Origin of the sequence: Corynebacterium sp. MSK158, from assembly GCF_030229085.1 — a bacterium.
Classification (GTDB): Bacteria; Actinomycetota; Actinomycetes; order Mycobacteriales; family Mycobacteriaceae; genus Corynebacterium.
Map to the genome: position 1 here is coordinate 1 of NZ_JASPHJ010000024.1, position 7,473 is coordinate 7,473.

Below are 7,473 nucleotides of genomic sequence, written 5' to 3' on the forward strand. Positions count from 1 at the left end.
GAACAAAAAGCAACTGGAATGCCGGTTTGTCAACGATGTCGCGACTCATCTGTCAAACATGTCGCGACTCATGACATTTGTGCGCCCGGAGGGATTCGAACCCCCAACCTTCTGATCCGTAGTCAGATGCTCTATCCGTTGAGCTACGGGCGCAGACCGTTGGTGAGCAGTGCGTGTGCTCTGCTGTGCAACGAGAATTTACTATACCCACGGTCCGGAAAACTAACAAATCGCCTGTTCACCCGGCGTTCACCTGATGGAAATGGAGGCAATTAGGGGGCGATGAGGGCGGCAACTTCGGCGTCGGAAAGCAGAGCACCCTGAAGCGCCCTGAGGGTGGACCGGTGATCGAAGTCGATACCGATAAGGACAATTTCGGTACCGGGCGTCACGTCATTTGCAGCCCAGAGCGAAGCGGGCAGGATTTGAAGGTTAGGCCCAGCCTGCTGCCAAGCGTGAGCGAGTTGAAGATCGGTATCGAGCCAGCAATACCCCTTAGAGCGCACCAGGCCGGTACTGGCACGAAGGGCGGCGAGCAGACGGTCGCGGTTAAAGGGACGGTCGGCGCGGAAAACGACGGAGGAAATGCCATATTCCTCGGTTTCAGGCGTATGCGGCTTAGCCAGCTCCTCGGCGTAGCCATGGTAAGCCGCGGCAGTGGCGGCGTCGTACAGGTGGGCATCGAGGACCAGCCGTGGGTCAATGGCACCATCAGTGACCATTACGACTCGGGCACGGGGGTTCATAGCGCGAACGGTTGCGATGACGCGTTCGGTTTCGGCAGCATCAACCAGATCGGTCTTGGTAACAAGGATGAGGTCAGCAAACTCGACTTGGTCCACGAGTAGGTCTGCCACGGTACGATCATCGCTGGGTGTGGCCTCAATATTCTCAGACGCGAGGCTCTTGCCGCGACGCAGGTAATCAAGAAAGGTGGAAGCATCCACGAGAGAGACCATGGTGTCGATAGGGGCGACGTCGGCAAGCGTGGTGCCGTCCGCAAACTCCCATTCAAAAGTGGCGGCCACGGGCATAGGCTCGGAAATGCCAGTGGACTCGATGACGATCTGATCGAAGCGGCCGGAGCAGGCCAGCTTACCTACGGACTCGATGAGATCCTCGCGCAGGGTGCAGCAGATACAGCCATTGGATAACTCGACAAAGCGATCCTCACCGCGCTCGAGGTGCCCCTCGCCAGCAACGAGGGCGGCATCGATATTGACCTCGGAGAAGTCGTTGACGATGACGGCCAGCTTGCGCCCTTCGCGGTTGGCAAGCAGATGGTTCAGGAGCGTGGTTTTTCCGCTGCCCAAAAATCCGGACAGTACAGTAACGGGTGTAGCCATTCCCTAATGATAACGTTTTTCATTAGGGAATGGCTACGAAGCCCCTAACCTTAAATGGACAGGCCGAAGATTGGCACTGCCAGCAAGTACACCGTCAGGGTGATGAGGAAGATGCCGATGATGTTGAGGCCGAGGCCACCCTTGATCATCTCGCCAATCTTGACGTAGCCAGAGCCATAGGCAATGGCGTTCGGCGGGGTGGCGACAGGAAGCATGAATGCGCAGGTTGCCGCGAGGGCCACCGGGATGGTGAGGAGAAGGACGTTGATATCGCCATCGGCAGTAAGCCCCACGCCCACGGCAACGCCACCCATAATCGGAATGAACGTAGCCGCCGTCGCGGTATTGGAGGTGATCTCCGTCAGGAAGAGCACCAGCGCAGCCACGGCAGAGACGATGAGGACAACCGGCAGGACGCTAAGCCCCTTGGCCATCTCACCAATCCACAGGGACAGGCCGGAGGAATTAAAGACCGAGGACAGCGACAAGCCGCCGCCGAAGAGCAGGAGGACGTCCCACGGCATTTCATTGGCCGTCTTCCAGTCCAGCAAGCGGATACGGCGCTGGTTGTCCGCGGGCAGGATAAAGAGCAAGATGCCGGCGGCGATGCCCACGATGGCATCGTCATAGTTCTCGAACTCCTTGAGGACCAGCGGCAGGGTAACCCAGGCTGCGGCAGCGAGGACGAAGATGATGCCCGTCATGATCTGGGGGCCGGTCCAGGGGCCGAGTGCCTTAATTTCGTCATTAATGAGCTCGCGCCCGCCTGGAATATCCTTCATTTCCGGCTTGAAAACGGTAATGAGCAGGGCCCAGGCAATCAGCAAGAAGGTCACGGCGAGCGGCACACCAACCGCCATCCACCGACCAAAACCGAGGGTTACGTCCCAGGTATCGGCCATATATGCATTAAGGAAGGCATTCGGCGGGGTGCCGATGAGTGTACCCAGCGAACCGATGGAGGCGGAATACGCAATACCCAGCATCAGCGCCGTGGCAAACTTCTTTTGCTTTTCCCAGCCACCTACGGTTTCCGCGGTCAGCGCGAGCACCGAGGTACCGATCGGCAGCATCACCACTGCCGTAGCGGTATTGGATACCCACATGGACAAAAAGCCGGTAGCCAGCATGAATCCCAAGATCAGGCGCTTGGGCGAGGTGCCGATGATTTTCACCACGTATAGCGCTAGGCGGCGGTGCAGGTTCCAGCGCTGCAGGGCAAGCGCAATCAGGAAGCCACCCATGAACAAGAAAATGGTGGCGGACGCGTATGGGGCGCCTACTTCCTTAATCGTGCCCACACCGGCGAGCGGGAAGATGATCAGCGGCAGCAGCGCGGTGGCGGCGAGCGGAATGGCCTCGGTCATCCACCACACGCCCATCAAGATGGTTACTGCGGCGACGGTACGGATGGCACTGAGCGTGTACTCGGCTTCCGGATCTGCACCCGCGGAGCCCTGTACGGTCTCGATCGCATTCGAGGGGAAGATAAAGAAGACTAGTACGGCCAAACCCAAGCCGATGAAAAGGCCGATGAACTGACGGCGCCACTCGCTGCGCGGCGCTCCGGGGGCCTCGTCACCTTCGGTGTGGGCGGTAGATTCGTGAGTATGCGGGGTGGTCATACCGCGCGCTCCTTCACTTAGAGAGGATTGTGCTATGGGATATGCTCCGTATTTCCCAGTTTATTAGCTAGGCCGAGGCAGCAGACCGAAAGTTATCCAGTTCACTGCGAAGCATGCACTGACCATACAAAACATGTGACGCAGAAACCATATCCCGCCACACGCAATCACCCCCGCACCCCCGTAGAGCACACATCGCACCTGCCCGAAACCGGAAACGACTCCACCACTTCCCCACCCCCGAACCGTAGGGAGGCGTGCTAGATTCCCAGCACGGTCTTGGCAATCAGGAAGTAGATAATCAGGCCCGTGGCATCACAGAAGGTAGAGATGAAGGGGTTGGAAAAGACCGCCGGATCGGCGCCGATAGTCTTAGCCACGATGGGCATAAGCCCGCCGACGGTCGCGGAAATGGAACAGATCAAAAACAGCGTTGATCCGATGACGAGGCCGATGCTTAGGCCATAGACCAGGGTGGCCAGCGCCAGGCCAGCTAGTCCCAGCACAGCGCCGAGCAGCATGCCGACGCGCAGCTCGCGCCACATAACGGCGAGGAGGTCGCGCGTGCGGACGTCGCCCAGCGCCAAGGCACGCGTCACCGTGGTAGCCGCCTGGTTGCCGGTATTTCCACCGGTGCCGGTTAGCAGCGGAATAAAGAGGGACAGAACCACGGCCTTGGCCAGTGTGTCTTCAAAGGAATCGAGTACCTGCACCGTGAGCAGCGCAGAGACGGCCAGCACGAGCAGCCACACGATGCGCGAACGCACCAGCTTGAGCAACGGAGTGGACAGGTACGGCTGCTGGAGGGCTTCGGTACCGCCGGCGCGAGCAGAGTCCTCGCTATCTTCTTCCTCCACGATATCGGTGGCATCGTCCCACGTCAGCAGGCCGACGAGGCGGTGCGACTCATCCACAATGGGCAACGCAAGGATATCCAATGGCAGGAACCACCGCGCGGTTTCCTCGGCATCAGCACCGGCACGAGCAAAGATGGGATCGTGCATAATATCGGCCATGGTCAAAGCGGCATCGGCGGTAAAGATTTCACGCAGGCTCACCACGCCCACTAGGCGCCGATCTTCGCGCGTGATGGGCACGGTATAGATGGTTTCTAGCTCATTCGCCGTCTCCCGCAGTTTGAATAGCGCGTCCTTAACGCTCATCTCTGGGTGGATGACGGGCACCTCGGGCGACATACGGCGGCCCACCGAGCCCTTGGCATAGCCCAGCACCACGCCCGTGACATCGCGCTTGGATTGGGTCAGCGAGCGCAGCAGGCGGTCCGCAATTTCCGCGGGCAGCTCGTCCAACAAGGCCACGCGGTCTTCCGGATCGAGCTCATCAAAGAACTCATAGACATCAGTATTGCCCAGCTCATCGATGATATCCGCCTGGTGCTTGGCATCGAGGGCATCAAAGACGGCGATCGATTTTTGGCGCGGCAGCAAGCGCAGGGCCAGCGCCGCGCGGATGGCATTTTGCCGCTCGACGACGGCGATGAGATCCTGCAGCGGCACCCTATCCAAAAGTTCTTGCAGGCGCGGGGCCTTTTGTGGGTCGATGGCGTCTTCTTGTTTCAGCCACGCTTCGACGATATCGCTAGCCTGCTCGGCGGTCTCCGCCATCGCCCTGCCCTGCCTTTCTTGCCTCTGGGATTTAGCTCCCTGAGTATTAATTACAGCCCATTTAGACTACGCCATGATGCAGGGAATCCCGCTAGCCGGCAACCTGCCGGTGACCGGTTACCGCAAGGTGCGGCCTATCCCCGTCCAACGTGAGGTTTCCGGTGAATTCTTGGGTAGCGCAGCAGGCCGGGTCATCGTCAGCATAGGCACGCCAGGTAACGGTGACCGTGTCTTTGGTCCACTGCAGCTGCTGGATATGCCCACGCGCTGGGGGCATTCCCTCGCGCTCCCAATCATCTACCTTGGTGATGTAATTCAGATCGTTGTCATAGATGAGCAAATTATCCGGCCATCCCGTACCGCCCTTATTACAAACGTAGGTAATAACGGCTTCGTCCCTGCCATCACCGTTGATATCCGCGTAGGCGCCCTTTGGCGTATCGTCCTGATTCAACTTCAGACCCGCCGCGGCAACGTCAAAGAGCATCCCGGTCTTAAGATGCTGTGGCAGCTGGCCGCCTTCCAAGTTGCCCGCTTGGTTATCGCACAACGCCGGCACCCACAGGGAATCAAGGGCCTCTACTGGGATGATTTTATTTTCCCCGCCGCCCTCGGCGTCCTTGTCTGCATCGTTTTCATCTTTATCCGCTGCGGCTTCGGTGGTGGTTTCTTCTACCGGGGAGTCCGTGGCCGAGGACTGAGACTCGGCCTTTGTATCGGAAGCGGCCGCCGCAGAGGAGCTCGGGGCAGTGCCGATGAAATTCGGCTTATCCGCGGACTCGGCGGACTCAGGGGAATTGGAACAGCCGCTCAAGGCGGCAACGGCGGTCGCCGCGAGGACGGCAAGAGGGAGAGATAGGGATTTAGGCATAGGCATAATATACAGCGCCACGGATCCCCGAGCCGGGTGAGAACCTAGAAGAAGAGCCCCCACAGTGCGAAGGCGGCCAGCAGGGACACGAGCCCCGCGGTGCTCGCAAGGATGACCGCGTGGGGGAGGGAGCGGTGGGTGGATAAGGCGGCGTCGACAAGCGCGGCACGCTGCCACACCGCTAAGGCCAGCGCCACAACACCGGCGGCTAGGAAGACTAGTGGCAAGAAGACGTGCACGCTTACCGCCCGCATTACCCCCAGCACCACCAAGGACAACGCCAAAAGGGTGCGCTGCCACGATAGCCGGGTGCGTTCGGGCTGCAGGCCGGGATCAAATAGTGGGCTAGCCAAGAAACTCGCCCACTACTAGCGCGCCCGCTACCACCATAATCGCCACGACGAGCACCGGGATGGCAAAGCTAAAGGGCAAGGGACGTTCCTCGCGCATCGCACGTTCGGACTGCTTCCAATGCACCCACGCCACGAGCGGCAGAATAATGGCGACGACCAGCATGAATACCGACACCGCAGAGCGCAGTGCGGTCGGCAGGGGAACGTCAAAGGCTTCGAGCGCCACGCCGCCAGCAATCAACGCCAGGGAGGTGCGGATCCACGCCAAGAACGTGCGCTCATTAGCGAGCGTGAAACGCGGATCAGGGTCGGTGCCAACCGCGAACACCGAGCGGGGAAACCTCGAGTCACTCATGGGTACCACTTTATATTCATTTGCCATCCGCGTCGTGATAAGCCCGCGCAACGCTTAGCCTTCCCGTAGTCTCAAAGGCGCAGGCCAGCCTCTGAGTAATGGAGCATTCACGCCCTATGCGACTTCCAACTTGCCTCCCCTAACAAAGACAAGTTTTTCAGCGACGAGAACATCACGCGCGCCATGGTGTTCTTTCCTGATGGTTTCACTGCAGTCCTGCCAGAACTCGCAACGCAGAGACTTCTTTCCGTGTCGCCTGCACAGCTGAAATATTATGACGCCGCTGTAGCGAAAAGCCATGCCGATCTGCGTGTGAGCGCCGCCGAGAAAAACGGCTGGCTGCTCTTGAGTGTGCTCGCCGGCGATTCGGTACATGAAGACATCCTCGACATCGGCCTCAACCAGCGACAAATGGGGGCAGCGCTTTCCCGGGTGGGGCGCGAGTGGGTACCAGGCTTTCTGAATTAATCCGCTGCAGCGAGTTATAGTCGGGCACATGATTGAAGTTTCCGCCGTAGTTTTCCGTAATTCCTTTGGCCATGTCCTGACCGTGCGCAAGGAGTCTTCCACCAAGTTCCAGCTGCCCGGCGGCAAGCTGGAGGTCGGCGAAACCCCAGTACAGGCCGCGGCCCGCGAGGTCGCAGAGGAAATCGGCGTTGATGTCCGCCTCCCTGAGCTATCCCTACTCGGGACCTTCGACGCCCCGGCCGCCAACGAACCCGGCGAAACCGTGCGCGGACAGATCTTTACCTATCCGCGCCCCGTCCTTGCCCGCGCTGCCGCAGAAATTGCCGAAATCGCGTGGGTCGACCCCACCAACCCGGATCGCGAGCTCGCCCACCTCTTGCGTGACAAGGTCTTTCCCGCCCTACGCTCCTAAACCCCCGACCGGCTCCAAGGCGCTTTCTCGCTTCCTATTGCGCCTTCTAGGAGGACAACTTAGAGTTATTTTCATCAGGAATGATTGATGAAAGGACGTCCCGCCATGCCGCACCCATCCACACCTGGTCCTATCACAACGATTTGTTTCCTCGTCCTCGGAGTTATTAGCTCTGTGATCGCCATCCTCCTGGTGCCCGCCCTCTTCCACGAGGTCACTTCTTTGCGTGCTGCGGCATTTACCGGAAGCTTCATCTTCGGCATCGGCATGCTCGTGCTCTTCCGCCGCTGCGCCGCGTACCAGCGCTAATAGCAGAATTTTAGCCCTTAAGCCGAGCTTTGCGGGTTAAGGGTCAAAAAGTGTGTCCGGAATCGCGGATTTTCACGGATTGACCTGTAGGTTTCCGGAAAGTATATGC

9 protein-coding genes and 1 tRNA gene are annotated in these 7,473 nt (G+C 59.3%); 3 read left to right on the forward strand and 7 right to left on the reverse strand.

Annotated features, from left to right (window positions below):
- Positions 1-80: 80 nt before the first annotated feature.
- The 7 genes from QP915_RS11435 to QP915_RS11465 all read right to left on the reverse strand — a co-directional run bounded on the left by QP915_RS11435 (position 81) and on the right by QP915_RS11465 (position 6,175).
- Positions 81-153 (reverse strand) — tRNA-Arg (locus tag QP915_RS11435).
- A 119-nt stretch (positions 154-272) separates the two neighbouring features.
- Positions 273-1,346, reverse strand: coding sequence for a GTP-binding protein (locus QP915_RS11440; protein WP_284769412.1), 1,074 nt, complete (start codon positions 1,344-1,346; stop codon positions 273-275).
- 50 nt (positions 1,347-1,396) lie between these two features.
- Positions 1,397-2,971, reverse strand: coding sequence for an SLC13 family permease (locus QP915_RS11445; RefSeq protein WP_284769413.1), 1,575 nt, complete (start codon positions 2,969-2,971; stop codon positions 1,397-1,399).
- Positions 2,972-3,231: 260 nt separating this feature from the next.
- Complete coding sequence (gene mgtE / locus QP915_RS11450; RefSeq protein ID WP_284769414.1) at positions 3,232-4,596, reverse strand: magnesium transporter; 1,365 nt, start codon at positions 4,594-4,596, stop codon at positions 3,232-3,234.
- Positions 4,597-4,687: 91 nt separating this feature from the next.
- Positions 4,688-5,467, reverse strand: a complete 780-nt coding sequence (locus QP915_RS11455; RefSeq protein WP_284769415.1) for a hypothetical protein — start codon at positions 5,465-5,467, stop codon at positions 4,688-4,690.
- 44 nt (positions 5,468-5,511) lie between these two features.
- A complete protein-coding gene (locus tag QP915_RS11460; RefSeq protein ID WP_239194011.1) occupies positions 5,512-5,820 on the reverse strand; it encodes a DUF202 domain-containing protein in 309 nt (102 codons plus the stop codon).
- Positions 5,813-6,175, reverse strand: coding sequence for a YidH family protein (locus QP915_RS11465; RefSeq protein WP_284769416.1), 363 nt, complete (start codon positions 6,173-6,175; stop codon positions 5,813-5,815). Before QP915_RS11465 ends, QP915_RS11460 begins: the two co-directional genes overlap by 8 nt.
- A 249-nt stretch (positions 6,176-6,424) precedes the next feature.
- Between QP915_RS11465 and QP915_RS11470 the strand changes: the two genes are divergently transcribed.
- The 3 genes from QP915_RS11470 (at position 6,425) to QP915_RS11480 (ending at position 7,364) form a co-directional block, all read left to right on the forward strand.
- Positions 6,425-6,643: a hypothetical protein gene (locus QP915_RS11470; RefSeq protein WP_284769417.1), complete on the forward strand. Its 219-nt coding sequence runs from the start codon at positions 6,425-6,427 to the stop codon at positions 6,641-6,643.
- A gap of 28 nt (positions 6,644-6,671) precedes the next feature.
- On the forward strand, positions 6,672-7,055 hold the full coding sequence (locus QP915_RS11475) for an NUDIX hydrolase (protein ID WP_284769418.1): 384 nt from the start codon (positions 6,672-6,674) through the stop codon (positions 7,053-7,055).
- Between the two features lie 174 nt (positions 7,056-7,229).
- Entirely contained in the window at positions 7,230-7,364 is a 135-nt protein-coding gene (locus QP915_RS11480) for a hypothetical protein (RefSeq protein ID WP_284769419.1), read from the forward strand.
- The last annotated feature ends 109 nt before the right edge of the window (positions 7,365-7,473 follow it).

What these genes read in the sequence shown, in the direction of transcription:
- QP915_RS11475 (WP_284769418.1), top strand. Translation starts at nt 6,672, where the DNA reads ATGATTGAAGTTTCCGCCGTAGTTTTCCGTAATTCCTTTGGCCATGTC.
- QP915_RS11455 (WP_284769415.1), bottom strand. Translation starts at nt 5,467, where the DNA reads ATGCCTAAATCCCTATCTCTCCCTCTTGCCGTCCTCGCGGCGACCGCC.
- QP915_RS11440 (WP_284769412.1), bottom strand. Translation starts at nt 1,346, where the DNA reads ATGGCTACACCCGTTACTGTACTGTCCGGATTTTTGGGCAGCGGAAAA.
- QP915_RS11465 (WP_284769416.1), bottom strand. Translation starts at nt 6,175, where the DNA reads ATGAGTGACTCGAGGTTTCCCCGCTCGGTGTTCGCGGTTGGCACCGAC.
- QP915_RS11445 (WP_284769413.1), bottom strand. Translation starts at nt 2,971, where the DNA reads ATGACCACCCCGCATACTCACGAATCTACCGCCCACACCGAAGGTGAC.
- mgtE (WP_284769414.1), bottom strand. Translation starts at nt 4,596, where the DNA reads ATGGCGGAGACCGCCGAGCAGGCTAGCGATATCGTCGAAGCGTGGCTG.